This window comes from Paraburkholderia sp. FT54 (assembly GCF_031585635.1).
In the GTDB taxonomy this organism is placed as follows: Bacteria; Pseudomonadota; Gammaproteobacteria; order Burkholderiales; family Burkholderiaceae; genus Paraburkholderia.
This window is the reverse complement of the sequence record NZ_CP134196.1, coordinates 1371410-1395848: the sequence shown is the minus strand read 5'-3', so window position 1 is coordinate 1395848 and position 24439 is coordinate 1371410. Positions and strand designations below refer to the sequence as shown.

Below are 24439 nucleotides of genomic sequence, written 5' to 3'. Positions count from 1 at the left end.
ATCATGAATCAGCTTCAGGCAATGCGAGTATTTATCAATATCGCGGAAACGATGTCATTCGGCCAGGCCGCGGCCAATCTCGGCATTTCGAATGCCATGGCTACGCGTTACCTCGAGCAGCTCGAGGCTCATCTCAACACGAGACTCGTCAATCGCAATACGCGTAGTCTGTCCTTGACGGAAGAGGGAGAGATCTACTCGAAAGGCTGCCGCAACGTGCTCGATGAAATCGAGGAGATCGAAACGGTGGCGATACGCGGCACGACCGAACCGTCCGGCACGTTGAGAATCGCTGCCGGCGCATCGTTCTCACTGTCCAGCCTGACACCGCTGCTACAGGAATACCTGCAGGCATATCAGAATGTCAGGCTCTCGGTCACGCTGCTGCATCAGCATGTCGATTTCGTGAGAGAAGGCTTCGATGTCGGGATCGTGCTGCCCACGCAGATCAGCGGCACCACGTTGATCAAACGCTCGTTGCTGAGCGTGCGCCCTATTGCCGTCGCGTCTCCCAGCTATCTGTCGGTCAGAGGGGTCCCGTCGCGGCCGGCCGATTTGACCTCGCACGCCTTTCTTGCCCTCATTGCCGCCGCGCATGACGGTGACTGGATCTTCGTTTCCCGGGATCTCCGCGAGAAACGCGTGTCGCTCGACGCCGCACTGGTCGTGAACAATGCCTCGATGCTGCGGCAAGCCGCGCTTGCGGGCACGGGCATCGCGGTCCTGCCTGAAAATCATGTGCTGACCGATTTGCGCAATGGCACCCTCATGCAGGTCCTGACGGACTTCCGCATCACGAATGCCGACAAGGAGTTGGCGCTGGTGTACGCGGACCGGCGCCACATTTCCGCGAAAACCCGTTCATTCGTCGATTTTTCTGTCGAGTGGTTTCGCGCCAACGCGGACCGTATGACCTCCATGGCATCCGCAAGCAAGTAGTCCGCGCGACAAGGCGCTCCGCAGGAGGACCGGCCCGTGTGAGCGGCGGGCCGGTCCGTGCATCGGCATGGCGTTTGCCAAGCGCCTGCGTACCCAAAATGAGGACAGCCGTGCGCGCACCCTCCTTCATACTTCGTTATCGATTCGCACCGCCTGTGAGAGCCAACCAGCCCCGGCGGGCAATCCCCGGCATCGAAGATCCAGGAGACATGCATGAGCCGCCCCTTCAAACCCTATCCGTTTTCGCCTCGTCACTATGAAGGCGTGGTGCCGCCGCTCGTCGACGGGCGCGACCCGCTCAGGCGGCCCGTGGCGATCGTCGGCGGCGGCCCGGTCGGCATGACGCTGGCGCTCGCGCTGGCTCGCCAGGGCGTGCGCTCGGTGCTGATCGAAGCCGACGACGGCGTGTGCACCGGCAGCCGCGCGATCTGCATCTCGCGGCGCAGTCTGGAGATATTCAAGCGTCTGGGCGTCGTGCAAGGCTTCCTGCAAAAAGGCTTGCCGTGGACGGGCGGCCGCAGCTTCTACCGCGACACCGAAGTGTTCCGCTTCGCCATGCATCAGGACGACGAGCAATCGCTGCCGCCGATGATCAACATCGCGCAATACCAGATCGAACAGTTGCTGCTCGACGAGGTGGAACGGCATGCCGATCTGATCGAGATCCGCTGGCAGACGCGCGTGACCGGCATCGAACAGAAACCGGCGGAACCGGGCCGCGAGTACGCAGACAGCGCCGACAGCACGGCCGGCGCGATGCTCGCGCTGCGCACCGGCGACACCGCATGGCAGATGCACGCGGACTGGGTGGTCGCCTGCGACGGCGGCCGCAGCACGATTCGCGAAGCGCTCGGTCTCAAGCTCACCGGCACCACCTACGAAGGCCGCTACGTGATCGTGGACATCGAACTGGACAGCGCGCGCGCCACCGAACGCCTCGCCTATTTCGATCCGCCGTCCAATCCGGGCTCGACGGTGCTGGTGCACAAACAGCCCGACAACGTCTGGCGCATCGACTACCAGCTTCGCGACGACGAAGACCCGGAAGCCGCCGTGCAGCCCGAGAACGTCATGCCGCGCGTGCAGAGCGTGCTCGATTCGATGGGCGAGACCGGCGCATGGTCGCCGATCTGGATCACCGTCTACAAGGCCAACGCGTTGACGCTGGAACGCTACCGGCACGGCCCCGTGCTGTTCGCGGGCGACGCCGCGCATCTCGTGCCGATTTTCGGCGTGCGCGGCGCCAATTCGGGTATCGACGACGCGGACAACCTCGGCTGGAAACTGGGCTGCGTGGTGAACGGCGTGGCATCGCCGCGGCTGCTCGACAGTTACAGCGACGAGCGCGTATTCGCGGCGCGCGAGAACCTGAGCTACGGCATGAAGAGCACGGAATTCATGGCACCTCCCTCGTTCGCCTTCGACCTGATGCGCCAGGCCGTGCTCGGCCTCGCCGAGCATCACGCGGCCGTGCGTCCGCTGATCAATCCGCGGCAGACGCATGCGATTGCCTACGCGCAGTCGCCGCTCAACCACGCCGCAGCCGACCCGGCCGGTGCTTTCAGGCACGGCCCGGCGTCAGGCACGGTGCTGCCGGAATGCCGGCTCACACGCATGGAGGACGGCGTGGCCGTCGATATTCATTTGACGGATCTGCTCGGGCCTTGCTTCACCGCGCTGCGCTTCGGAACGAACACGAACACGAATACGAACGCGGACCCGACGCGCGACGACGAGTGGCAGCAGTTGCAAAGCACCCTGGCCGAGCAACGTATCCCGTTCAAAGCCGTCACGCTGGTCATGGGCGACAGGCAAAACGCCATGCGCTCAAACGTGGTCGATCACACCGGCCGCCTGCACGACATGCTCGACGCCACGCCCGGCACCGTCTATCTGATCCGGCCCGACGGCCATGTACTCGCCCGCTGGCGCGACGGCAGCGCAGCGGCCACGCAGCGCGCCATCCACGCGGCGCTGACGATCTAATGCAAGGAGACCCACATCATGACCGATAGCGATCTCGACCTCGTCTACACGACGCTCTGCAAGACCCTCACGAACGAAGGCGAAGCCCACGCGCCGTTGTATCTGGCCCGCCTCGCGATGCTATGCCTGACCGAACTCGACGACCCGCAGCGAGCGTTGTCGTTGATCGAAGCGGCGAGGCTGCCGGCTTCGACTGCGGTAACGGCATAAGGCGCAAAAAAGCCGCCGCGTCATGTGAGGCGCGGCGGCTTTTCTCTGAAGCGCGCGTCATTGCCTCGGATACAGACCCAGCGTGCTGGCATGCAGGCGCGCGAGCCCGAGCAACGCATCCGTGTACGGCGTGGCGACGCCTGTCAGTTGTCCGAGTTCACGCACCGCGGCCACCAGCGCGTCGAGTTCGACCGCTTTACCCGCCTGCACGTCCTGCAGCATCGAGGTTTTCATCGCGCCGAGTTTGAGCGTGACTTCGTGACGATCCGCCGGCGCCTGATCGATCGGAATGCCAAAACGCGCGCCGATTTCCTTCGCTTCCAGCATGATGCTCGTCACGAAGTTGCGCGCCAGCTCGTCGCTGAGGATCCGGTCGGTGGTCGCGCCAGTGATGGCGCTGATCGGATTCATCGTCATGTTGCCCCACAGCTTGTACCAGACGTCGCGCTGGATCTGCGCCGACGCCGACGCATTGAAGCCGGCCGCCGCGAGCGTGCCCGTGAGCGCCGCGACGCGCTCGCTCGCCTGCCCCGACGCCTCGCCGATAATCAGGCCATTACCCTGATGATGCCGGATGACGCCCGGCGCCTCGACGAGGCAACTGGCGTGCACCACACAGCCCACGGTCCGCGCGCTCGGAATCGCGGCGGCAATCGCGCCGTCGGGATCGATCGACTTCAGGCGCTTGCCTGCGAAGTCCGCGCCGAGCCCGTCGCAGAACCACCAGGGCACGCCGTTCATCGCGGTCAGCACGATGGTTTGCGCGCCGAGCAGCGGCGCGATCTGCGCGGCCACCGACGCCATCGCCGGTCCCTTCACCGCAACCACGACGAGATCCTGCACGCCGAGGTCCGCGGGCTTGTCGCTCGCGTTCACTTTCACGGCATGCGTGACGCCGCCTTCGATCAGACGCAAGCCGTGCTCGCGCAGCGCGTTCAGCGTCGCGCCGCGCGCCACCACGCTCACGCCGTGGCCGGCCTGCGCGAGCTTCACCCCCATCCAGCCGCCGATCGCGCCTGCGCCGTAGATAGCTACTTTCATCGTTTCAATCCTTGTAACTTGCATCGATGCGGTCCACTCGCCGCACCAACGCGTCGAACACGTCCTGCCCCGCGCCGTGACGCGGATCGAACTGCAGCGCGTCGCGCGAGCAGCGAATCGCGACGTCTTCCGGCACGGGCCGCGCGCGGCCCATCGCAAACGTCGCCATCTGGATTTCACAGGCGCGGTTGAGCGTCCACAGGACCGCGAAAGTTTGCGGCAAGGTGTGGCCCCACGCAAGCAGGCCGTGATTACGCAAGATCACTGCCTGCTTGTCGCCAATATGTTCCAGCAGGCGCGGACCTTCTTCCGCGTGCACCGTGATGCCTTCGAAGTCGTGATACGCAATGCGGTCGTGCAATTGCGCGCTGTAGAAGTTGGTCTGCTGCAAGCCGTCCTCCAGGCAGGCCACGGCGACGCCCGCCGTGGTATGCGTGTGCATCACGCAATGCGCGTCGGGCAGGCCTTCGTGAATCGCCGCATGCACGACGAAGCCGGCCGGATTCACCGGATACGGCGAGTGATCGAGCACGCGTCCTTGTGCATCGATCTTCACGAGGTTGCTCGCCGTCACTTCGCTGTAGTGCAGCCCGAACGGATTGATCAGGAACTGCCGCTCGCCGCCGCTCACACTGACTGGAACGCGCAGCGTGATGTGGTTGTAGATCATCTCGGTCCAGCCGAGCAGATCGAAGATGCGATAACACGCCGCGAGCTGCACGCGCGCATGCCATTCGTCCGGATGCATCGCGTGGGCCTTCGGCGCGTTCGGCGCCTGTATGTCGAGGGTGGTCATTTGCTTCTCCCATGCACAGCGGTCGACCAGAGAGTTGGCGCTTTAGCGCCTTACTCCGGTCCCATGCAAGATGGCTGCTGTTATCGTTCTATTGATCCAGAAAAGGCGGCTTATGCGCCCGACACCACGGCCGCGATCGATGCCGCGACATACTCCGCGTTGCGCGCGTTCAGACCGGCCACGCACATGCGCCCGGAGCGCAGCACATACACCGCATGTTCGCTGCGCAGGCGCTCCACCTGGCTTTCGCTCAAACCCGTATAGGTGAACATGCCGCGCTGCGCGACGTAGCGCGCGCGCATCACTTCATCCACACGGCCGGCCAGTCCGGCGTGAATCGTTGCGCGCATGGCGAGAATCCGCTCGCGCATGGTGGCGAGTTCCGCTTCCCATGAAGCGCGCAACGACGTATCCGCGAGCACGTTGGCGACGAGCCGCGCGCCGTGTGTCGGCGGATTGCTGTAATTCGCGCGCACCGTCGACATCAATTGACCGAGCACGCGGACGGCCTCTTCCGCGCGTTTGCAGACCACGCTCAATGCGCCGACGCGCTCACCGTACAGCGAAAAATTCTTTGAGAACGAATTCGCGGCGATCAACGGGATACCCGCGTCGGCCAACAGGCGCACGCAAGCGGCGTCTTCTTCCAGACCGGCTCCGAAACCCTGGTAAGCCATATCGACGAAGGCGATCAGCTTGCGGCGCTGCAAGAGCGGCACCAGCTCGGCCCATTGCGCCGGGCTCAGATCGACGCCAGTCGGGTTGTGGCAGCACGCGTGCAGCAACACGACGCTCTGTTCCGGCAAGCGGCCGATCGTCTCGATCATGTCGGCGAAACGCAAGCCGCCGGTGTGTTCGTCGTAATACGGATAGGTGTTGACCGTCAACCCCGCGCCTTCGAACACGACGCGATGATTCTCCCAGCTCGGGTCGCTGATCCAGATCTGCGAGCCCGGAAAATAGCGCTTCAGGAAATCGGCGCCGACCTTGAGCGCGCCCGATCCGCCGATGGTTTGCAGCGTCGCGATCCGGCCCGCCGCGCGCGCCTCGCTGTTCGCGCCGAATACGAGTGCCTGCGCCGCGTCGCGATAGAGCGGCAGGCCGGCAATCGGCAGATACGAGCGCGGGCCGATCGAATCGAGCAGCGCGGTTTCGGCGCGGCGCACGGCGTCCATCACGGGCAGCTTGCCGGCGTCGTCGAAATAGATGCCGATGCTCAGATTGACCTTATTGGTGCGCGGGTCGAGTTGGAAGTCTTCGTTCAGGCTCAGAATCGGGTCGCCTGCATAAGCGGGAATGTGGTCGAACATGGCAATTCCTGGAATACGGCCGCGCTGCGGCCTCTGTGTGGCGTTCGGTGTAGCGCTTTGTAGCGCTCGTTGTAGCGTCATGACGGCCCGGCGTGGTCCGGCTTGCGTGCGGCCTCGCCTGGACAGCAACCATCTTGCACGGGACTGGAAGTCTAAGCGGGTTTGGCTAACTGCGTCGATTGGGACAAGTCTCCGGGTATGGCGCACGGTGCACAATCAATCGATTTTTCACGATTCGTTAGTTTTTCTTTAGAATCGCCTGATGCCACTCACGCGCGTCACCATCCGCCAGTTCGAAGCGTTTCTCGCCATCGTCGATTTGCATAGCATCGGCGCGGCGGCGCAGAGGCTCGGCCTGACTTCCTCGGCGGTCAGCCAGTTGCTGGCCGACCTCGAAACCGAGCTCGGCTTCCGCCTGTTCGACCGGACCACGCGGCGCGTGAATCTGTCGAGCGCGGGACAGGATTTTCTATCGTCGGCGGAATCGGTGTTGCGCTATGTGCGCGCCGCCGCGCAGTCCGCCGACGATATCCGCAACCGCGCCGCCGGCATCGTGCGGGTCGGCGCGCCGCTGGTGCTGGCGGCGACCGCGCTGCCCGCGGCCATCGCCGAATATGCGCGCGACAAGCCGAAGGTGGTCGTGCGCATTTTCGACACGGTGGTCGAGCAGTTGGTGGAACGCGTGGAAAGCGGCGACGTGGACCTCGCGATCGGACCCGACCGGCAAAGCGGCTCACGCGTGCGTTGCGATCCGGCGTTCGCGAGCCCATGGGTGATGTGGTGCGCGCCGAGCCATCCGTTGAACGCGCGCCGCCGTGTGCAATGGCCGCATTTGCGCGACGTGCCGATCGTCGCCACCGGCCGCGACCACGAGCGCGCGGTCGGGCAGATGCTCGCCAATCTGCCGGTGGAAGCGCGCATCATTCCGGTGGACGTGGTGGACAACGTCACCACGGCGTTCGGCCTCGCCGCGCAAGGGTTGGCCGTCACGCTCGCGCCCGCCTATGTCGCGCCCCTGGCGCGCACCTTCGGCCTGGTCATGAAGCGCATCGTCGATCCCGAAACGATCCGCGAGGTGTGCGTGTATCGCTCCACCGAGCGCGCGCTGTCGCCGCCCGCCGACGGTTTCGCGGATTTCATCATGCCGTGGCTGAAGCGCTGGGATCGCGAGACGCAGGCCGATGCGCGGGGCAAGCGCGCGTGACGGGCGGACGCGCTGCGCTTCAGGGCCAAGGGCACGCGACGGCCGCGCCGCGCTTGGGGCTAAGCGTGCATGACCGCCGCCGCGCCGCGCCGCGCCGCGCCTGGGATCCAACGTGCGGGCCGGTCGGCGCCGCTCAGGATCACGCCCGCTCCGGCACCATGCATAGCGCGAACAACTGGCGCTGGCTCGAGATCCCGAGCCGCGCGTAAGCGCGCTTCTGGTACGTGACCACGCTAGCCGGTTTGACGCCCATTTGCACCGCGATTTCCGCGGCGCTGGCGCCTTCGAGCGTGCCGCGCAGCACGTCGAGTTCGCGCGGCGTGAGTGCCGGGCAAGCGCGTCTCACCCGCGCCAGCATCGCGGCAGCCGAACCCTGCTGATGCTGTCCATTCAGCGCGTAGTGGCTCTTCGCCGCGTGGGCGAACAAATGCGCGAGGCTTTCCACGCGTTGCAGTTCGCCCGGCTGAAACACACCGTAGGCGCGGTCACGATACAGGTTGATCGACAGCCAGACGCTTTCCATCGGCTGCACGAGCAGCGATAGCCGGTCGGAGACGTTCGGCTGCACATAGCAGGCCGCGCGATAGGCTTCGTTTTCGATCTCTTCGCTTTGCTGCTGGTGGAGCACTAGCGCGTCGCGCGCCGATTTTTCGTGCGGGCGGCCGACGATCGCGCGATTGCCATCGAGCGCATAGAAATGTGTGGCATAGCGATCGGCGACGTCGCGCAGAAAGCGGCCGCCTCGATGATCGGCGGCGGAAACGGTGCGCGGCCTCGCGTCGAATTCATAAGCGAAGACTGTGCACTGCGAGACAGGCAGCGTATCGCCGACCGTTTTCAGAATGCTGGCGGCGAGCGCGTCGGCATCCGCATGCGAAATCGACATGACGAGCTCGGTGGCGCGCGAGGTGCTGATGTGTTCGCTGCGGTGCGGTGGAGAGAGACGCCAGGAACGCATGATGGAAGTCGGGCCGCCGTGCCGGGGTTGTGTCCGCCAAGCGTAGCACAGCGGAACGTGCGGCCCGTTTTTCACTGCCCGTTCAACAGGTCCGCCAAGCGCGCTATTTCCCCGTAAACGACCCGCGCTGGAACGTCACCATTCTCGGCAGCTCGATCGTAAAGACAGTGCCGAGCGCTTCGTCGGAGTGCACGCTGACGTTGCCACCGTGCATCCGCGCGATCTCCTGCACGATATGCAGGCCCAGCCCCAGCCCTTCGCGCGAGCGCGCCCCGCTATTGTTCGGGCCAAACGCCTTGAACAGGTGCGGAAACACCTCGGCCGGAATCGTGCCGCGATTGGCGACCTTCAGGCGCACGGACTCGACCGCTTCGCCATCCACCTCGACGCCGATATCGCCGCCCGGCGCGCCATGATGCAGCGCATTGCTCACCAGATTCGACACGGCCTGCCAGACCAGGTCCGTGTCCCACGCGCCCGACGTATTGCCGCGGCTCGTGAACACGATCTGCTTGCCGTTCTCGCGCGACGCGAATTCGTCGATCACCGACCGGCATAGTGTCGCCAGTTCGATCGAGCGCGGCTGCAACGGCAGGCGCCCGCCCTGCAAGCGCGCGAGATTGAGCAACTGATCGACCATGCGCGCCATGCGCAGCGAACTGTTCTTCACGCGCGCGGCAACGGTTACCGACTGCTCGTCGGCCGCCGTGCGCATCAGATATTCCGCCGACGCCAGCACCGCGCCGAGCGGTGTGCGCAAGTCGTGACTCAGCACGGCCATCAGCATCTCATTGGCTTCGAGCATCTGCCGCGTGGTGACGAGTTGTGCGGCGAGCTGGCGCTTCTGCTGTTCGAGTTGCACGAACACGTCGACCTTGGATTGCAGAATCCGCGGATCGAATGGCTTGTAGAGAAAGTCGACCGCGCCGGCCTCGTAGCCGCGGAACGTGCGCGACGCGTCCTGCGCCGTCGCCGTCAGAAAGATGATCGGCACGTGCGAGGTGCGCGGGCTGCCCCGCATCAGCGCGGCCAGTTCGAAGCCATTCATGCCGGGCATGTTGACGTCGAGAATCGCCAGCGCGACTTCGTGCTTGAGCAGCAGGTCGAGCGCCGCCGTGCCCGAGTCGGCCACCAGCACGGCGAGATCCGGCCGCGCCAGCAAGGCTTCGAGCGCCGTGATGTTGTGGACGATGTCGTCGACGATCAGAATGTTCACGGGTGTGTTCGTCATGGCATCGGGTCAGAAAGAGGCCGGCAATGCGGCAAGCCGCCTGGCCATGGTTTCGGGAGTGTAGATAAAATCGGCCGCGCCTCGTTCAATCGCGGCACGCGGCATCTCGGGGGAAGCGGCGGTGTCCGGCGCCTGCACCCAGGCAGTGCCGCCGAACGCGCGCACGCGCTTCAGGCCTTGCGCGCCGTCGTCGTTGGCGCCGGAGAGCAGCAGCGCCAGCAGGCGCTCGCCGTACACGGCGGCCGCCGACTCGAACAGCACGTCGATCGAGGGACGCGAAAAACGCACGGCGGCATCGGTCGACAGCGCGACAGTGCGGTCCACTTCCACCAGCATGTGATAGCCCGGCGGCGCAATGTGCACGCGGCCCGGCATGATGCGTTCGCCCGCGTCGGGCTCGAGCACCGGCAACGCGCAGCGGTGCGCGAACGCATCCACCAGATAGCTCGGCGAATCGGGCGGCAGGTGCGTGACGATCATCACGGCCGGCGCGAAGCCCGCGGGCAGCGCGCCGAGCAGCACGTTCAGCACTTCGACGCCGCCCGCCGACCCGCCGATCACGACGAGCTCGTAGCCGCGCATGGCTTCGGCGCGCGGTTCGGAATCGACGGTTGGCTGGACGGTTGAGCGTGGCATGATGACCGTGCTAGCGCTTCTGATAGATGCGTTCGGTCGGGCGGAACTCGTCGAACGCCTCGTAATGACGGGAAAAGCGCAAACTTTCCTTGCTGCCCAAGCCCAGAAATCCGCGCCGCACCAGCGCGTTCTCGAACAAACCCAGCGCGCGATCCTGCAAGCCGCGATCGAAATAGATCAGCACGTTGCGGCACGACACCAGATGCGCTTCGAGAAAGACTTCGTCGGTGGAGAGGCTGTGGTCGGCGAACACCACGCGCCCTTTCAGCGAACCCGCGAAGCGCGCGCCGCCGTACGCGGCATGATAGTAGTCGGACAGCGAACGCTTGCCGCCGGCCGCCAGATAATTCTGCGTGAAACCCTGAATCCGGTCCAGCGCGTAGATGCCGGACTCGGCGCGCGCGAGGGCGTCCGGGTTGATGTCGGTCGCGTAGAACAGCGTGCGCTCGGTCAAGCCTTCCTCGTCGAAGAGAATCTTCAGCGACCAGAGTTCCTCGCCCGTGCTGCATCCCGCCACCCACACCTTGATCGACGGATAGGTGCGCAGACGCGGCAGCACGTGTTCGCGCAGCGCGAGGAAATACGCCGGGTCGCGAAACATCTCGCTGACCTGGACCGTGAGGTACTGGAACAGCCGCGAAAACGCGTCGCCGTTGCGCATGATGCGGTCCTGCAACTGCGACAGCGTCGTCAGCCCGAATTCTTCCAGCGCCTGGGACAGGCGGCGCCGCAGCGACGACATCGCGTAATGCCGGAAGTCGTGCTGATACTTGAGATAAACCGCCTCCAGCAGCAGCTTCAACTCGATGTCGAAGTCGCTGATGCGTTGCGGCGCGTCGAATTCGGACCGGCTCATTCTGTTCCCGTGTTCCTGCTACCGTTGCCGCAACCAGACGCGGCACAGCGCGACCAGCTTGTCCACGTCGATCGGCTTCGAGACGTAGTCGTCCGCGCCGGCTTCGAGGCAGCGCGTGCGGTCGTTCGCCATGGCCTTCGCCGTCAACGCAATGATCGGCAGATGAGCAAAGCGCGGATTGCGGCGAATCTCGCCCATCGCGGTCAAACCGTCCATTTCCGGCATCATGATGTCCATCAGGATCAGGTGCACTTCGGGACCGTTTTCCAGCGCTTCGAGCGCCTCGCGGCCGTTGCGCGCAATCTGCAGTTTCGCACCGAGCGGCTCCAGCACGTGCGAGAGCGCGAAAATATTGCGGACGTCGTCTTCGGCCAGCAGGATCGTGCGGCCCTCGAAGGCATTGTCGCGCTGACGTACCGTGCGCAGCATGCGTTGCTGTTCGGGCGCGAGCGACGACTCCACGCTGTGCAGGAACAGCGTTACTTCGTCGAGCAGGCGCTCGGGCGACTTCGCGCCTTTGATGATGATCGACTTCGAATAACGCCGCAGCCGGTGTTCTTCGTCGTCGGACAGCATGCGGCCCGTGTAGACAATGACCGGCAACGCGGCATGCGCGGTGTTCGCGGCGAGCCGTTCGAGCAGATCGTAGCCGGTGCCGTCGGGCAGCGCGAGATCGGTCACCACACAGTCGAAGGTGAATTTGCCCAGATGCTCCAGCGCCTCGGCCAAAGTTGCGACTGCAACGATCTCGGTGTTTTCGCTTTGCAGCAAAGCCCGGATGCTTTCGCGCATCGGCGCGTCGTCCTCGATCACCAGCACGCGTTTGAGGCGCTGCTGCAGACGCGCTTCGAGACGGCGGATCGCGGCTTCCATCGTGCTGCGCGCGGTCGGCTTGAGCGTATAGCCGATGGCGCCGAGGTGCAGCGCCTTGTCGGCGTGATCGGTGGCCGAGACGATGTGGATCGGAATATGACGCGTAAGCGGATCGTTCTTGAGCCACTCCAGCACGGTCAGGCCGGAGCGGTCCGGCAAGCCGACGTCGAGCAGCACCGCCGCCGGGCGCATGTCGCGCACGAGCGCGAGGCCGGTGGCGGCGTTGCTCGCGTGGACGAAGTCGAAGTCGAGCTCGTGCGTCAGATCGCGCAGGATTTCGGCGAAGGCGGGATCGTCTTCCACGGCGACGATCAGACGGCCGGCACGCGTGCGGTTGTCGCGGTCGTCGGCAATCGGGCCGCTGCTGGCCTCGGGCGCGTTGCCGTTGCTGAAGCCGCTAGTCAGGCCGTTGGCCGGCGTGATCACGGTGGGCTGGCTGCCGCCCGAAGACGGGCGCACCAGCAGCGGTTCCATCGTCGATTCGGTTACGGCCGGCGCGTTGGCCGGCGTCTGAGCCGAGGCGAAGGCCGGTGCCGGCATAGGATGCGCGCCCTGGCTTGCGTTCAAGGCCGCCTCCGCATCGCGTGGCAGCCACAGCGTGAACACACTGCCCTTGCCGACTTCGCTGGCCACGGTGATCCGGCCGCCCAGCAAGCGCGAAAACTCCCGCGAAATCGACAAACCCAGGCCGCTGCCGCCATATTGACGGCTGGTGGAGCCGTCAGCCTGCTGGAACGCCTCGAAGATCATCTCCAGCTTGTCGGCCGCGATGCCGATGCCGGAGTCGCGCACGTCGATGCGCAGCATGTCGCCTTCTGCCGGCGCCACCGACAGCGCCACCTCGCCGCGTTCGGTGAATTTCACCGCGTTCGAAAGCAGGTTGCGCAGTATCTGGGTGACGCGCTGGCCGTCGGTGATGATGGTGTCCGGCGTGCCCGGCAAGCGGTCGAAAGCGAGGCGCAAATGCTTCGCTCCGGCCAACGGCCTAAAGGTTTCCTCGAGCGCCTGCAGGGTCGCGTCGATCGACACCGTTTCGAGTTCGACCGTGACCTGGCCGGCTTCGACCTTCGACAGATCGAGAATGTCGTTGATCAGCACCAGCAAGTCGCTGTTGGAAGCATGGATCGTTTCCGCGTAGCGCACCTGCTCTTCCGTCAGATTGCCGGTGCGGTTCTGCTGCAGCAGCCTGGCGAGAATCAGCGAACTGTTCAGCGGCGTGCGCAGTTCGTGCGACATGTTGGCGAGGAACTCCGACTTGTAGCGGCTCGACTGTTCGAGGCGCGCCGCGTTGGCCGCGAGGTCGTCCTGCGCGCGCAGCAGATCGGACTTCTGCCGTTCGAGACGTTGCGCGTATTCTTCCAGCTGCACGTTGGTCTGTTCGAGTTCAGCCTGCTGCGCTTCGAGCCGCGACTGCGATTCCATCAGCGCGCGGCCGCGCTCTTCGAGTCCTTCATTGGAGACGCGCAACTCTTCCTGCTGCACCTGCAGTTCTTCGTTCAACTGCTGCGTTTCCGCCAGAGCGTCCTGCAGACGCTCGCGATACAACGCGGCTTCGACAAAGTCGCCCATGCCGCGCGCGATCAGTTCCATGAATTCCTGGTCGCGCGCGGTCAACTCGCGCATAAAGCCCAGTTCGACGACCCCGTTGATCTCGCCGTCGTTTTCGATCGGCATGACGAGCAGGTTCCTCGGCGCGCTGCTGCCGGTCGCCGACACCACCTGCACGTAACTGGCCGGCACGTCGCGCAAGATCAGCGTGCGGCGCGCAAGGGCCGCCTGACCGATCAGCGTCTCCCCTTCGGCAAAATTGCGCGCGCTGGCCTGCTCGCTCTCGCGGCTGAAACCGTATGTCGCGATGCGCCGTAACGCGCCGTGCTGCCTGTCGCGCACGTAGAGCGCGCCCACGGCGGCGTCCAGATACTGCGCGAGAAAGTCGAGCATGGCGCGGCCCACCAGCGGCGAGGTCGCCTGACCGACCACCTTTTCCGCGAGCAGGCGCTGACCCGAGCGCAACCAAACTTGCCCTTGCAGCATCTCGGTGTGTTCGGCCTGCTGGCGCAGCGCGTCGCCGTACGTGGACGACAGGCTCATCAGTTCGCGGCGGCCCATCCATGCGAGCAGCCCGCTGACGCCCAGGCTGAAAAGCAGGAACACGCTCACCAGCGTAGTGGTGACACGGTGCGTCGCTTCACTGCGCTCCTGACGCAGCCGCAACTCGGCGTCCAGAAAATCGCCAAATTCGCGGCGCGTTTCGTCGAATTCGATCTTGCCGCGACCGCTCGCCACGGCGCTTTCGAAATTCTGATTACGACGGCGCGCGTCGATCACCTCCTCTGCAAAACGGCTCCAGCGCTGCTGGATCGCTTCGATCTGCTTGAGCTTTTCGACTTGCGGCGGGTTGTCGGAGACCATCTCCTGCAAGGCCTCGATCTGCGTCTTGAAGCGCGGGCCGCCGATTTCATAAGGCGTGAGGAAGCTCTCGTCGCCGGTGATCAGGAAGCCTCGCATCGAGGTCTCGCGATCGACCGCGAGACGCAGCATTTCATTGGCCTGGCCGATCACGCGCTCGGAATGCTCGGCCCAGTTCATGGTCGAGACCAGATAAGCGATCAGTCCAACGAAGACGGCCATCGTGACCAGGCCGACACCCAGAGGCAAGGCAATATTGCGGCGAATGATGCTGCGAAAACGATTCTGGTCGACGGCCGGTGATGCGGTCATTTTTTCTGTCTTCGGCGTAGCGAATCGAGTCGATTCGGAATATTTTTCGGGTATTTCGCGTGATTCATTTTGTCGCGATGCGACGCGCGTAATCATACAGGATGGGGTTTGTTTTTTGAGGCGCACGCGAGCGGTTCGGGCTTGCTGGACGGGGCTGTTACCGACTCACGCAACTTTGCGCCGCTCGCGCGGGTCAATCGTGCGAGGAATGCAGATCGCCTTCGATCATCCGATCACCGTCCACTTTCTTCCGGTAGCCGATGCCTACTCCCGCCTTCACCGTTTTCCCCCGTGCCCCTTTGCGCACCGCCCTCGCCGCCGCGTTGATGTGGCATGCCTCGTCGAGCGGCGCGGCGCAGGTTGCCGAGCCGCCCGCGTCACACGGCGGCATGGTGGCCGCCACCGTGCATGTCGAGGCGCCCACGCAAGCTTCGCCGGTCGAGCCCGTCCCGCCGTCCGAGCAATATCCGGCGCTCTATCGCGACGTGCAGCTCGCGCATCTCTATCCCGACAGCAAAACTTTCGCGGACATGGTGCCGCTTTCGGCGCCCGCGCAGATCGCGGCCGCGTACGCCGCCGCGAAACAGCAGCCCAACTTCAATCTGGCCGACTTCGTGAAGCACAACTTCACGTTGCCCACGCGCACGGCGAAGGCCTATGTCTCCGATCCGAATCAGGATGTGATCGGCCATATCGATACGCTCTGGAACGTGCTGCGCCGCGAGCCGGATGCGACCGCGAGCCCGTGGTCTTCGCTGCTGCCGTTGCCGTATGCGTATATCGTGCCGGGCGACCGCTTCGATGAGATCTATTACTGGGACTCGTACTTCATCATGCTCGGCCTCGAACAGAGCGGACAGCATGCGCTGGTCGTCGACGAACTGAAGAATTTCGCAACCCTGATCGACCGGTACGGCCATATTCCGAACGGCAATCGCACCTATTATCTGAGCCGCTCGCAGCCACCGTTCTTCGCGCAGATGGTGCGGCTCGTCGCCGAGAACGATGGGGACGCCGTCTATGCACAGTATCTGCCCGAGTTGCAGCGCGAATACGCTTACTGGATGGACGGCAGCGATGGCCTGGCCGCCGGCCACGCCAACCGGCATGTGGTGCGCATGCCCGACGGCACGTTGCTCAACCGCTATTGGGACGAACGCGCCACGCCGCGCGACGAGTCGTATCGCGAAGACGTCCTCACCGCGCAGCAGATCCCGCAGCGCGATTCCGCGGACCTCTGGCGCAATCTGCGCGCAGGCGGCGAAACCGGCTGGGATTTCAGTTCGCGCTGGTTCGCGGACGGCAAGACACTCGCCACCGTGGACGTGACCTCGCTCGTGCCCGTCGATCTGAATTGCCTGCTGGCCGATCTGGAGCGCACGCTCGGCAGGGCTTATCGTCTGCGCGGCGACGTCACGCATGCGGAGAATATGGAGCAGCGCGCCGCCTCGCGCGCCGAAGCCATTCGCCGCCTGCTGTGGGACCCGCAGTTGCAGGCATTCGGCGACTACGACTTCGTGCATCACACGCTGACGCACCGGCTCACCGCCGCGACGGTGTATCCGTTATATACGGGCGTAGCCAGCCGTCAGCAGGCGAAGACCGTCGCCGCGACGTTGCAGCGCGAACTGCTGCGCCCGGGCGGACTCGCGACCACGCAAGTGGCGAGCGGCCAGCAGTGGGATGCGCCGAACGGCTGGGCGCCGTTGCAGTACCTTGCGGTGATCGGTTTGCGGCGTTATGGCGAAGCGGCGCTCGCGCAAACCATCGCGACACGCTGGATCAAGACCAATGTGTCGTACTACCAGCACACCGGCAAACTCGTCGAGAAATACGATATCGATGCGGCCGCGCCCGGTGTCTCGGCCGGAGGTGGCGAGTATCCGCTGCAGGACGGTTTCGGCTGGACCAACGGGGTGCTGCGCGCGTTACTCGTGCTGTATCCGCATACGGTGCAGGCCTCGCGTCCCAGCGATATTCCCGAAGGTCCGGCGGGCGTGTCGGCGGCCGCGGCTTCCGCTGCGGCCGCGCCGAAGAATACGCATCGGCTGCATGGCACGCGGGTGAATCCTTGACGCCGCAACATGCAAAAGACCTGGCCGGTGGACACCGGGCAGATCTTTTTTGCGACTCCTACGACGTTCTAAGCCGGCACTGTCTCGGCCTGCTCCGCACGCGACCACACGCGATGCTGCTCGGCCGCCTTGATGAAGGCCTTCAGCACGTCGGCGGCCTGCTTGTCGTCGCCGATCGACACGCCGTCGGCATTGTCCGGCAAGTGCGCGGCCGCAAGTACGTCGCGTCCCGCGCCGAGCGCCGCAATCGCCTTCAGATGCTTGAACGCCTCGAGCACGAAATGCCGGGCGTCGCCCGATTGCGCCAGCGTCTTCGCGCCCTTGTCGCCGCCCACCACGATCACGGCGTCGAACATGATCGACGGCAAGCCGGCGATCGTCGCGTCCGGCGCCATGCCGTCGATCGCGGCGAGTGTCGGCGCGATCAGCATGGGCGCCGCGCCCTCGCCTTGCAGCGCATGCAGCAGCTTCTTGATGGCGGCGCCGTCGGAACCCGGCGCGGCCAGCAGCGCGATCTTGCGGGTCTTGATGCCTGGCTTCACGCGATTGAGCAGGCTCAGCGCGGGCGATTCCTTCGGGCCGGTCAGCTTCGCGCTGCCTTTCTTCGGCGCGGGCAAACCCAGTCCCTCGGCGACTTGCGCCGCGAGTCCCGCATCGAAATTGGCGAGAATTTCGTTCACCACGCGTGCGCGAATCTCCGGCTTTGTCACCTTGCCGAGTTCGAACTGATACGCGGCGGCGATATGATCTTTTTCGGGCTGGGACATGCTGTTGTAGAACAGCGCGGCCTGCGAGAAATGATCGGCGAACGATTCGCTGCGCACGCGGATCTTGGTGCCTTCCACGCGTTCCTGATAACTTTCGAAGCCGCCGTCGGACGCCGCCGGATCGGTTTCCTTAGGCCAGCCGCCGCTCACCGAATTCGGCTCATACGAGGCCTGGCCGACATGGATCGCCTGGCGGTGCATCGCATCGCGCTGGTTGTTATTGAACGGGCACACCGGCCGGTTGATCGGAATCTCGTGGAAGTTCGGGCCGCCCAGGCGGCTGATCTGCGTATCCGTGTACGAGAACAAACGGCCCTGCAACAACGGATCGTTCGAGAAATCAATTCCCGGAACGACATGGCCCGGATGGAACGCCACCTGTTCGGTCTCGGCAAAGAAGTTGTCCGGATTGCGATTGAGCGTCATCTTGCCGACGATCTTCACCGGCACGAGTTCTTCTGGAATCAGCTTGGTCGGATCAAGTAGGTCGAAATCGAATTTGTGCTCATCGGCTTCTTCGATGATCTGCACGCCGAGTTCGAACTCGGGGAAATCGCCTCGTTCGATCGACTCCCACAGATCGCGCCGATGGAAATCCGGATCTTTGCCGGCCAGTTTCTGTGCTTCGTCCCACAGCAGCGAATACGAGCCCAGCACCGGGCGCCAGTGGAATTTGACGAAGCGTCCCTTGCCTTGCGCGTTGACGAAACGGAACGTGTGAATGCCGAAGCCTTCCATGGTGCGCAGACTGCGCGGAATCGCGCGGTCCGACATGGTCCACAGCACCATATGCGCGGACTCGGGCACCAGCGAGACGAAGTCCCAGAAGGTATCGTGCGCGGAGCCGCCGGTCGGCATTTCGTTCGGCGCTTCCGGTTTGACCGCATGCACGAAGTCGGGAAACTTGATGGCGTCCTGAATGAAGAACACCGGCATGTTGTTGCCGACCAGATCGTAATTGCCTTCCTGCGTGTAGAACTTCACGGCAAAACCGCGCACGTCACGCACCGTGTCGGCGGAACCGCGCGGGCCCTGCACCGTGCTAAAGCGCACATAGACCGGCGTCTGGACGGTGGGGTCCTGCAGGAACGCGGCCTTGGTGTACTCCTTCATCGACTCGTACACCTGAAACACGCCGTGTGCCGCCGAGCCGCGCGCATGCACGATGCGCTCGGGAATGCGCTCGTGGTCGAAGTGCGTGATCTTCTCACGCATGATGAAGTCTTCGAGCAGCGAAGGGCCGCGCGGACCCGCGCGCAAAGTGTTCTGATTGTCGGAGATCTTGACGCCCTGATTGGTTCTCAGCGCCTGGCCTTCTGGACTGACTCGAAACTGTTCGAGATCTTTCGATTTCGGATCCGCTTGCGGACCATTCGCCTGCGCGTTCTTCGCTGCGGGTTTCTGCGTATTCGTTTTGCCTGCCATGGGAATCTGCTCCTTGCGTTCGGGGGCGTGCCGGCGGGGAAATCCGGTCTGACGCATTGGAAGAAGGGAGCAAACGATGTACCCGCGTGGGCTCGCTCGCAACTCACGATGACCGGTCAACGAGCGATGCCGAACGGGCGATGCCGCGGCGTGCAGCAATTGCGCGCCGCCGTCCGCGGCGCTCAGGCGGGTGTGCGCGGCATCAGAAGCGGTAGTTGATCGAAATGTCGGCTACGCCGTTCGCTTTGCGGTGCGTGACCGGACTATTGCCCGCACTGCCGACCAGTTGTTCGAACGCACCGTCCGCCGTGGCGAACCAGTGCTTGTCGAACAGCCAGATCGCACTGATGCCGAAGCCCACCGACTTGAAGCCCGCGCTCGCGTGGTACTGCGAGTACTTCGAGTTGGCGGCCTGAGTCTGATTCACGCCGAACCAGCTGTTCATGTAAGTAGAGTCCGCCAGCGACACGTTCGGACCGGCGAACCAGAAAAATTTCTTCGTGCTGCCCGGCATTGGCAAATACGCGCCTAAATCGCCGATCCAGCCGTTCGAACCGCCGAAGTAGCGCCTGACGTCGGCGCGCAGCACGAGCGGAAAATCCTGCGAGATCACATATTCACCGGACAGTTTGACGCCCGGCGCGAAGTTGATGTTGCCCAGGCCGTTCAACTCCTGCGGGTCGTCGTGGCCGCGGCGTCCGAGGTCGTAGACCGCGGCCAGACTCGCGCGCCAGTTCTGCCCTTGTGCGAAGTTGACCCCGAAACCCTCGCCGCTCGAAAGGAAGAACAGGTCCTTGTAGCGCACGTCGACGCTCGGGCCGGCCACCAGATGATACCGGTCAGAGCCCTCATAGCGCGGCTGAAACGACATCGCCGCGCCGAGGCGCACCTGCCAGTCGGGGATATTCGGCTGCCACATCTTCTGCAGCGGAATGCCGACCGAGTATTGCCATTCGCCTAGCGGCGAGGGCGTTTGAGCCGAGGCCGGATCCGGCAGGACGGCCACGCCGCCGATAGTCACGGCGAGCAGGGAAGTCGCCGCGATGCCTGTTTGTTTATTGCGGAGCTTGCCGCCCCGCTTTCTACGGCTGTTAAACACCAGTAGCCTCCGATCTCGCGTATCGCGAAGAGGGTTTAGTTCTCGCCCAGGGTCCGCAGGGGATAAAAACCATCCGGACGACCGCCGCTTTGCCACTTACGGCCTGTAATTTTTTCAGCGAACGACGCGCACTGCCCGGCAAAAGACGCGACTCGTAACGGTCGGCGGCCCGTCAGTCGGGCCATTTGTCTGAACAGAGCGGTACGAAAGATTTGCCGACGGACGCACTCGTGCAAAATGCGGGCCTGGTCGCTGGGGAGGGACGCGGGCGGGCTGAAGGCAAAGACGAGCGGGATCAGGCGTTTCAGGTTGGCGACCTTCGGCAGATCGTTAGTCGCCACATACGCGGAGTTGGGACGCAGCGTCAGGTAGTTCTGGTGATAGGACTCAGCCGGATAAAAGCCCTTGAACGGCTCCGTCTTCGTGACGATCGGCGCCGGGAAAGCGTGCGCCCTGGCCAGCGCGAAGCCCCCTCACCGCGCCCGTGCGTCAAGGCGTGCAATGATCCGATCAGCCAGCGCACGGTCGATTACTTCGAATGAGCGGCTCGCGCGCACGTAGGCATACATGTCGCCAGTCGCGATGTCGAACCACCAGCCGCTCAACATCAACGCCCCGGCATTGACCTGCTGGCGGACAATCGGGTAAGTCATCAGATGCTCAAGTTGCACAAGTACGTTGAGTTGCGACAATTGATCATGCGGTTTCAGCCTGTCGTCGAGTGGACCTTCGTGTTTAAGGCGATACGCAGCGTCGTTGGCGTGGCACAGCCATTTATCGAGGTTCGGCGCTTTCAGCTTGGCGTCGGGTGTATGCACGGCTTTCATCGCGCCGCACTCGGAATGTCCGCACACCACAATATTCGCGACTTTCAATCCGAGCACTGCGTACTCGATCGCGCTCGCCTCGGACACGTCACCGGTCGAGACCCCTTCCGCGGTCGCCGGCGGTATCAGGTTGCCGACGTTGCGCATCGTGAACAGATCACCCGGATGGGTCGACACAAGCAGATCGGGTACGACCCGGCTGTCCGAGCACGTGATGAAGAGCGCATCCGGCTGTTGCGAGAGCGCGAGTTTGCTGAACTGACTCGCGTATTGCGGCAGCATTTTTTCGCGGAATTCGACGATGCCCATTATGAGTTTGCGCACGGCTTGCCTCGGAAAGGACTAGTTGTTGGCCGGCGAGGCTGCCGAACTTCCAAGCCCTTGCGAGTCAGGAATACGTGCCAGCGCCAGGTCCTCCGGAAACGGATGCTTGGATGTAATCGCGCGATCGAGCAGCATCAGCTCGACGCGCAACGCATCATGACGATGCGCGGGCAGCCTCTGGATGAGGTTCTCTATCGCCGCGCGCAGACGCCGCGCGATTTGAATGCTGCCCGCGCCGCACTGTCGTATCTCGCGGAAACTAATGTGCACGAAGTCTTCCCAATTGGGCGTCCTCAAGATCACACGCCCCCGTCCCGACCGATCCACTATCTCTTCGATGTGCAAAGACTGTTTGCCCACCGCGCGCAATAGCCGGTGCAACTGGTCGATTGCAAGCACCGCCGTGGTGGGATCGTTGATCGCTGCCGACAGCGCTTTCAGTGCAATATCCACCAGGATGCGAAACGCGAACATAGGGTCCTGCTCCATCGTGCGCTCCGTCCCGAAAGCGACAAACGTACGCAGCCTGCTGTCGTTAATTGCGCCAGGGTTCCCGTATAAATAGAACAAGGGCTCGTCCACCGCGACGAAATCGCCGACTTGCGGTACGAATTCGATGACTACGTCGGCTGCGCTCGCCTTGGCCACAAGCATATCCAGATTCACGGCCAAAACGATGCCGGATTTGCCGTGGTGATGAACAATGTGGTCCGGCGCGCCTCGCTCATTGTCACGTTTCGCGAGGGGCGTTACGCCCGTAGTCGGGACTGGATAAACGCTCTCGATGACCGCGATCCCTTGCTCTCCAACGCGAGCCACAAGGCTTACGGGACGTAGAAATTTCGCGGCGTAGTCAATCAGGAAAAGGAAAGCGACGACCGAAGCGAACCCAAATAACGACGCAATGAACACCTGAAGCTGATGTACCTCATTTTCACCCATCCACGCCAGCGTTCTATTGGCAAACAGCAGTGTGAAAACGAATAATCCCGAGATGGTACGGATGATGTTGTCGCGCAGCAGTGTCGTTGCGATGATTCGCGGGGTGTACTGCCCACCAGCGACCTGGATTGCGACGAGCAGTGAACCGAACGTGAACACCAGAAACGCCATGTCCGCGGAAACGATGTCGCCGAGCAGCGAGCGCGCCCCAGTCATGGATAGCCCAAGAAAGCCGGTTTTCGGATCAAGGGTCCCCTGCCTGATCATCCACCTTCCCACCATTTCGGCCACGGGCTTCACCACGGCATAGATCGCGACTGCGATGAGCGGCACAGTCCACAGTGAAGATCTCAGGTAGCTCTTCAAACTGTACCAGCGATTCCAGTCCATGCCTGCTTTCTCCCTACGATTCATATTGCAGCGGACATCAAGACGTTCGCGGTTCGCGCAGCGGCATAGGACGCGCTACACGACCTGTGCACGCGTGAACCTTGCCAATACAATTTGATCCCTGAACTTCAGGCCGGTCAATGGGACCTTAGGCCCACAGGACAGGGACGCCACGTTGATCGCAGCGCGGCGGAGGCCTCGGTCGTTCGCAGAATTGAGTTGGCGGAATTCGAATTAATGACTTTCCTAAGACGTCTGCTTGCAATCGACTACGATAAGTATTCGGTGAATAGCAAGTGATGGGCAACGACGTCAGCCGACCCGGACGGGCGGATGGCCGTGAAACACCTCAAAGCATTTGTAGATGTGACGCTGTGCGCGAGCAATTGGACTCGCTGCGCCATCGACGGGCATGGCGCGGCCACGTCGATCGCTCAATGCTCTTCAACGATTGCCGTAGATCTTCGCTGAAATCCATCAGCCCGTTCAGCGATACAATTGAATGGGCTTCGATGTAGCTCCCTCCGAGCGCTGCGAACGTAGAGCGGTCGTTACGCGCCAGGTTGGTTGTTTGGAACTGTTGTGCTGGCACGAATTGGCAGTCTCGTGGAAGTCGAACAGAACGATCTAACTGACAGGAGTGTGTCATGCGCGTTAGGTACGCTGTGCGGCAGCTTACAATTGCGCGGGCAAATGGCGAGGTCGCCTGAAATGCCCGCACTCCGGATGCATTGGTCCTGCCGCGCATCATGGGTGTGCGCCGCTCTGGCTTTCGCTCTGCTGCCTGGCCCGTCGAACGCGCAGACCGCGCCGGGCCAACCGCCGAGCAAAGTGATCGGCGGCAATGTGAAGCAGCATGCCGACGCCGTGCTGGCCATCATGACCTACACGACAGTGCCCGACGTTACGACGAGTAACCTGTCGGTCAATAACGGCGCCACCGGCAATCCCAGTTTCGGTCAGACGCAGTTTGGTGGCGGCTTCACTATCAGCAAATCCTTCCCGTTGTACCTGGAGGGCACGCTCGCCTACAGCCGTTACGATCCGATCTTTGTCGCTACGCAGGGTGCGGACCAGCGTGCGGTGCCGACAAAATGGAACACTTTCAGCGGCACGGTTGGGATCGGCTGGGATTTCCGGATCACGAATGACCTGGTGTTCCGGCCGATCCTGAACGGTACGATCGGACGTGTTTCAAGCGATCTGAAGGTGGGGCAGTCGATCTTCAATCACGTCACTGACAGCAGTCTAGAGTTCCTCGAGAATGGCTCGCTGGACGCTTACGGGTACGGCGGCTCACTGGTGCTCGACTACGAGCATTACCGCGACAACTACGAAATCGATGCCGAACTGCGTGCCACCGACATCTATCTGCGCAGCTTCGGCGGTTCATCCGAGGCAGTTCAGGGATCGGCCATGGCGCAGCAAGTGAGCCTGTGGACGCGCTGGCGCGCGCCGACCGGCTGGCACGCCCTGGACCGGCCGATCCGCTATGTGCTGGAAGCCGCTTATTCGCACTATTATGGTGACAGCGCCGGCGTGCTGGGATTCAACGACCTCGCTTCGTTGGGAGTCGGGCTTGAACTCGATAGCAGCAAGTATCCAATCATCATCACTCGCACGCGTGCGATGGTGCGGTACGTGTTCGGACACAACGTGCACGGCGTGTCGTTCGGGTTTGCAATGAGTTTCTAGCGACACGTCAGCAGCGCAGCGGTTTTTCGAGTGCGTGCTTGCCTCGTGTGTTGAGGCACCGCGCAAGATCGTGACCGACCAACCGCACGGCTATCCGGCTGCGAAAAGCGATTTCCGCACCGGCTCTGTGCATC

Annotated in this window: 18 protein-coding genes and 1 pseudogene; 6 read left to right on the top strand and 13 right to left on the bottom strand. The window is 63.4% G+C overall.

Annotated elements, in window-relative coordinates:
- The first annotated feature begins 3 nt into the window (after window positions 1–3).
- The 3 genes from RI103_RS25815 to RI103_RS25805 all read left to right on the top strand — a co-directional run bounded on the left by RI103_RS25815 (window position 4) and on the right by RI103_RS25805 (window position 3135).
- Window positions 4–939: a LysR family transcriptional regulator gene (locus tag RI103_RS25815; RefSeq protein ID WP_310818457.1), complete on the top strand. Its 936-nt coding sequence runs from the start codon at window positions 4–6 to the stop codon at window positions 937–939.
- Window positions 940–1152: 213 nt separating this feature from the next.
- Window positions 1153–2925, top strand: a complete 1773-nt coding sequence (locus RI103_RS25810; protein ID WP_310818456.1) for an FAD-dependent oxidoreductase — start codon at window positions 1153–1155, stop codon at window positions 2923–2925.
- 18 nt (window positions 2926–2943) lie between these two features.
- Entirely contained in the window at window positions 2944–3135 is a 192-nt protein-coding gene (locus RI103_RS25805; protein ID WP_310818455.1) for a hypothetical protein, read from the top strand.
- Window positions 3136–3192: 57 nt separating this feature from the next.
- Here the strand turns inward: RI103_RS25805 and RI103_RS25800 are convergent, their stop codons facing one another.
- The 3 genes from RI103_RS25800 to RI103_RS25790 all read right to left on the bottom strand — a co-directional run bounded on the left by RI103_RS25800 (window position 3193) and on the right by RI103_RS25790 (window position 6282).
- A complete protein-coding gene (locus RI103_RS25800; protein WP_310818454.1) occupies window positions 3193–4176 on the bottom strand; it encodes a 2-dehydropantoate 2-reductase in 984 nt (327 codons plus the stop codon).
- A gap of 4 nt (window positions 4177–4180) precedes the next feature.
- Window positions 4181–4972, bottom strand: coding sequence for a class II aldolase/adducin family protein (locus RI103_RS25795; protein ID WP_310818453.1), 792 nt, complete (start codon window positions 4970–4972; stop codon window positions 4181–4183).
- 110 nt (window positions 4973–5082) lie between these two features.
- Complete coding sequence (locus RI103_RS25790; protein WP_310818452.1) at window positions 5083–6282, bottom strand: amino acid aminotransferase; 1200 nt, start codon at window positions 6280–6282, stop codon at window positions 5083–5085.
- Window positions 6283–6544: 262 nt separating this feature from the next.
- Between RI103_RS25790 and RI103_RS25785 the strand changes: the two genes are divergently transcribed.
- The gene (locus RI103_RS25785) at window positions 6545–7486 is read left to right on the top strand and encodes a LysR family transcriptional regulator (RefSeq protein WP_310818451.1); all 942 of its coding nucleotides are present in this window, start codon (window positions 6545–6547) and stop codon (window positions 7484–7486) included.
- A gap of 139 nt (window positions 7487–7625) precedes the next feature.
- Here RI103_RS25785 and RI103_RS25780 read toward each other — a convergent pair whose 3' ends face one another.
- The 5 genes from RI103_RS25780 to RI103_RS25760 form a co-directional block, all read right to left on the bottom strand.
- Complete coding sequence (locus tag RI103_RS25780; protein WP_310818450.1) at window positions 7626–8444, bottom strand: helix-turn-helix transcriptional regulator; 819 nt, start codon at window positions 8442–8444, stop codon at window positions 7626–7628.
- 103 nt (window positions 8445–8547) lie between these two features.
- Window positions 8548–9675, bottom strand: coding sequence for a hybrid sensor histidine kinase/response regulator (locus RI103_RS25775; protein ID WP_310818449.1), 1128 nt, complete (start codon window positions 9673–9675; stop codon window positions 8548–8550).
- Window positions 9676–9684: 9 nt separating this feature from the next.
- On the bottom strand, window positions 9685–10311 hold the full coding sequence (locus tag RI103_RS25770; RefSeq protein ID WP_310818448.1) for a chemotaxis protein CheB: 627 nt from the start codon (window positions 10309–10311) through the stop codon (window positions 9685–9687).
- A 10-nt stretch (window positions 10312–10321) separates the two neighbouring features.
- The gene (locus tag RI103_RS25765) at window positions 10322–11167 is read right to left on the bottom strand and encodes a CheR family methyltransferase (RefSeq protein ID WP_310818447.1); all 846 of its coding nucleotides are present in this window, start codon (window positions 11165–11167) and stop codon (window positions 10322–10324) included.
- An 18-nt stretch (window positions 11168–11185) separates the two neighbouring features.
- Window positions 11186–14761 (bottom strand): response regulator, encoded by a 3576-nt coding sequence (locus tag RI103_RS25760; RefSeq protein ID WP_310818446.1) that lies wholly within the window; start codon window positions 14759–14761, stop codon window positions 11186–11188.
- A 260-nt stretch (window positions 14762–15021) separates the two neighbouring features.
- Here RI103_RS25760 and treF point away from each other — a divergent pair, with 260 nt between their 5' ends.
- Window positions 15022–16836: an alpha,alpha-trehalase TreF gene (gene treF, locus RI103_RS25755; RefSeq protein ID WP_310818445.1), complete on the top strand. Its 1815-nt coding sequence runs from the start codon at window positions 15022–15024 to the stop codon at window positions 16834–16836.
- A gap of 68 nt (window positions 16837–16904) precedes the next feature.
- Here treF and katE read toward each other — a convergent pair whose 3' ends face one another.
- The 5 genes and pseudogenes from katE to RI103_RS25730 form a co-directional block, all read right to left on the bottom strand.
- Complete coding sequence (gene katE, locus RI103_RS25750) at window positions 16905–19085, bottom strand: catalase HPII (RefSeq protein ID WP_310818444.1); 2181 nt, start codon at window positions 19083–19085, stop codon at window positions 16905–16907.
- Window positions 19086–19230: 145 nt separating this feature from the next.
- Window positions 19231–20127, bottom strand: coding sequence for a MipA/OmpV family protein (locus tag RI103_RS25745; RefSeq protein ID WP_310818443.1), 897 nt, complete (start codon window positions 20125–20127; stop codon window positions 19231–19233).
- A 269-nt stretch (window positions 20128–20396) separates the two neighbouring features.
- Window positions 20397–20588 (bottom strand): annotated as a pseudogene (locus RI103_RS25740) (peptide-methionine (S)-S-oxide reductase); the annotation flags it as partial.
- A gap of 12 nt (window positions 20589–20600) precedes the next feature.
- A complete protein-coding gene (locus RI103_RS25735) occupies window positions 20601–21278 on the bottom strand; it encodes a carbonic anhydrase (RefSeq protein ID WP_310818442.1) in 678 nt (225 codons plus the stop codon).
- Window positions 21279–21296: 18 nt separating this feature from the next.
- A complete protein-coding gene (locus tag RI103_RS25730; protein ID WP_310818441.1) occupies window positions 21297–22610 on the bottom strand; it encodes a DUF2254 domain-containing protein in 1314 nt (437 codons plus the stop codon).
- A gap of 711 nt (window positions 22611–23321) precedes the next feature.
- Here RI103_RS25730 and RI103_RS25725 point away from each other — a divergent pair.
- Entirely contained in the window at window positions 23322–24305 is a 984-nt protein-coding gene (locus tag RI103_RS25725; protein ID WP_310818572.1) for a hypothetical protein, read from the top strand.
- The last annotated feature ends 134 nt before the right edge of the window (window positions 24306–24439 follow it).

Excerpts from the sequence above, each read along its gene's own strand:
- RI103_RS25815 (WP_310818457.1), top strand. The coding sequence starts at position 4 with ATGAATCAGCTTCAGGCAATGCGAGTATTTATCAATATCGCGGAAACG.
- RI103_RS25810 (WP_310818456.1), top strand. The coding sequence starts at position 1,153 with ATGAGCCGCCCCTTCAAACCCTATCCGTTTTCGCCTCGTCACTATGAA.
- RI103_RS25805 (WP_310818455.1), top strand. The coding sequence starts at position 2,944 with ATGACCGATAGCGATCTCGACCTCGTCTACACGACGCTCTGCAAGACC.
- RI103_RS25800 (WP_310818454.1), bottom strand. The coding sequence starts at position 4,176 with ATGAAAGTAGCTATCTACGGCGCAGGCGCGATCGGCGGCTGGATGGGG.
- RI103_RS25795 (WP_310818453.1), bottom strand. The coding sequence starts at position 4,972 with ATGACCACCCTCGACATACAGGCGCCGAACGCGCCGAAGGCCCACGCG.
- RI103_RS25790 (WP_310818452.1), bottom strand. The coding sequence starts at position 6,282 with ATGTTCGACCACATTCCCGCTTATGCAGGCGACCCGATTCTGAGCCTG.
- RI103_RS25785 (WP_310818451.1), top strand. The coding sequence starts at position 6,545 with ATGCCACTCACGCGCGTCACCATCCGCCAGTTCGAAGCGTTTCTCGCC.
- RI103_RS25780 (WP_310818450.1), bottom strand. The coding sequence starts at position 8,444 with ATGCGTTCCTGGCGTCTCTCTCCACCGCACCGCAGCGAACACATCAGC.
- RI103_RS25775 (WP_310818449.1), bottom strand. The coding sequence starts at position 9,675 with ATGACGAACACACCCGTGAACATTCTGATCGTCGACGACATCGTCCAC.
- RI103_RS25770 (WP_310818448.1), bottom strand. The coding sequence starts at position 10,311 with ATGCCACGCTCAACCGTCCAGCCAACCGTCGATTCCGAACCGCGCGCC.
- RI103_RS25765 (WP_310818447.1), bottom strand. The coding sequence starts at position 11,167 with ATGAGCCGGTCCGAATTCGACGCGCCGCAACGCATCAGCGACTTCGAC.
- RI103_RS25760 (WP_310818446.1), bottom strand. The coding sequence starts at position 14,761 with ATGACCGCATCACCGGCCGTCGACCAGAATCGTTTTCGCAGCATCATT.
- treF (WP_310818445.1), top strand. The coding sequence starts at position 15,022 with ATGCCTACTCCCGCCTTCACCGTTTTCCCCCGTGCCCCTTTGCGCACC.
- katE (WP_310818444.1), bottom strand. The coding sequence starts at position 19,085 with ATGCGTCAGACCGGATTTCCCCGCCGGCACGCCCCCGAACGCAAGGAG.
- RI103_RS25730 (WP_310818441.1), bottom strand. The coding sequence starts at position 22,610 with ATGGACTGGAATCGCTGGTACAGTTTGAAGAGCTACCTGAGATCTTCA.
- RI103_RS25725 (WP_310818572.1), top strand. The coding sequence starts at position 23,322 with ATGCCCGCACTCCGGATGCATTGGTCCTGCCGCGCATCATGGGTGTGC.